This is a genomic window from Terriglobales bacterium (genome assembly GCA_035624475.1).
Classification (GTDB): domain Bacteria; phylum Acidobacteriota; class Terriglobia; order Terriglobales; family Acidobacteriaceae; genus DASPRL01.
On the sequence record DASPRL010000321.1, the window covers coordinates 1 to 2152 of the forward strand.

3 protein-coding genes are annotated in these 2152 nt (G+C 66.8%); all 3 read left to right on the forward strand.

What is annotated here, in order from left to right; genetic code table 11:
- Nucleotides 1-728, forward strand: a 728-nt coding sequence (locus VEG08_12825; GenBank protein ID HXZ28869.1) for a molybdopterin-dependent oxidoreductase, incomplete at its 5' end; no start/stop codon positions are given.
- A gap of 60 nt (nucleotides 729-788) precedes the next feature.
- The gene (gene nuoH, locus VEG08_12830; GenBank protein ID HXZ28870.1) at nucleotides 789-1826 is read left to right on the forward strand and encodes an NADH-quinone oxidoreductase subunit NuoH; all 1038 of its coding nucleotides are present in this window, start codon (nucleotides 789-791) and stop codon (nucleotides 1824-1826) included.
- 1 nt (nucleotide 1827) lies between these two features.
- On the forward strand, nucleotides 1828-2152 hold a 325-nt coding region (locus VEG08_12835; GenBank protein HXZ28871.1), incomplete at its 3' end, for an NADH-quinone oxidoreductase subunit J.

The following is a 2152-nucleotide window of genomic DNA, read 5'->3' on the forward strand; positions in this document are numbered from 1 at the left end:
CCGAACGCGGCCTCAACCTGAAGCAGATGGTGGGCGCGGCCAAGCGCGGCGAACTGGGGGCACTTTACGTCGTAGGCTCCAACCCGGTGGCGCGCTTCGCCCTCGACCCCTTCGCCTTCACCGGCAGCTTCGTGGTGGTCCAGGACATGTTCCTCACCGAGACCGCGGCCCTTGCCGACGTCGTCCTGCCCGCGGCCAACGCCTACGAGAAGTCGGGCAGCACGACCAACACCTGCGGCGACCTGCAATTGCTGCAGAAGGCGGGCGACGTCGCCGGGCCGCGGGCGGACCTGGACATCATCGCGCAGCTCGCCGCGCGCATGGGCTTCGATCCGGAGAAGCTGCTGCCGCGCGGGGGTGGGGTGCAGGCCGACCTGGGGCAATCGCGCGGGGCGCAGGCGGGCGAGGCCGACCGCCACGCCGTTTGGCTGGAGCGCCAGGAGCTGGAGGCGCGCGTCAGCTTCTTCAGCCCGTCGGCGGTGCGCGACGAGATCCAGCGCCTGGTCCCCGGCTACGCCGTGGATCCGCTGAACCTGCTGCTCGGCAACGATGTCCACACGCGCACGGAGGAGGCCGCCGTGGGCCGCGCCCAGGCGGACGAGCTGCTGCTGCCCGCGCGCGACGACTTGTTCAGTTCGGGGACGCTGGGACGCTACTCCTCCATCCTCAACCAAGTGATGGAACGCAAGATGCAACTGCCGGGCGAGAAAGAGGTCGCCGCCGACTGAGCGGCGGACAACACCAGTAACGCAGTTCAACCTTTGCTTCAGGGACCGGGACGCACGCCCTTGTCGGAGTTCGCCATCTACGTCGGGATCGCGATCGTCAAGATCGTGGTGCTCGTGGTGTTGCTGCTGACTGGCGTGGCCTACACGGTGTGGCTGGAGCGCAAGCTGGTGGGCCACATCCAGAACCGCTGGGGCCCGACCCGCGTCGGCCCCTTCGGCCTGCTGCAGCCCCTGGCCGACGGGCTGAAGCTCATCTTCAAGGAAGACCTGGTGCCGCCGCACGTCTACAAGCCGCTCTACATCCTGGCGCCCATCCTTTCGCTCGCCCTGGCGCTGACTTCGATCTCCGTCATCCCCTTCGGGAACTCGATCACCATCGCCGGGCGCGCCATCCCCCTGCAGGTCACCGACGTGAACATCGGGCTGCTGGTCATCCTGGGCGTGACCTCCATCGGGGTCTACGGCGTGGCCCTGTCGGGGTGGTCGTCGAACAGCAAGTACTCGCTGCTGGGCGGGCTGCGCGCCAGCGCCCAGATGGTGAGCTACGAGGTGGCGTTGGGACTCTCGCTGGTGGGGGTGCTCATCCTCTCCGGCACCTTCAGCCTGCGCGGCATCGTGGAGGCGCAGGCGGGCGGCGTGCTGCATTGGAACATCTTTCGCGGCGGGCAGATCGTGGCCTTTTTCCTTTATCTCTGCGCCGCCTTCGCCGAGACCAATCGCACTCCCTTTGACTTGCCCGAGGCCGAGACCGAGCTGGTGGCCGGCTATCACACCGAGTACAGCTCCATGAAGTACGCCATGTTCATGATGGCGGAGTACGCCAACATGATCACGGTCGGCTGTCTGGCTTCCCTGCTCTTCCTGGGCGGATGGAGCGGGCCGGTGCCGGCGTTCCTGCCGGCGTGGGCGCAGGCGCTGATGCCCGTCTTCTGGTTCTCGCTGCGGGTCTTTCTCTTTCTCTGCCTTTATATCTGGGTGCGCGGGACGCTGCCGCGCTTCCGCTACGACCAACTGATGGCCTTCGGATGGAAGGTCCTGCTGCCGCTGGCGCTGGCCAATATCGTGGTGACCAGCCTGGTGGTGGGACTGAGGGCTTAGGATGCAGCAGCTCCTGTTCTTCATTTTCGCGGCGATCTGCGTGGCCGGCGCCATCAACCTGCTGGCCCAGCGCCATCCCATCAACTCGGCGCTCTCGCTGATCGTGGTGATGGGCTCGCTGGCGGTGATCTACCTGCTGCTGGGCGCGGAGTTCGTCGCTGCCATCCAGCTCATCGTCTATGCCGGCGCCATCATGGTGCTGTTCGTCTTCGTCATCATGCTGCTGAATGCAGGCGAGGAGGAGCGCACGCCCGGCAGCCGGGTGGCGTGGCTCTTCGGTTATCCCGCGGTGGCGATCCTGGCCGGGCTGCTGACCTGGGTCTTCC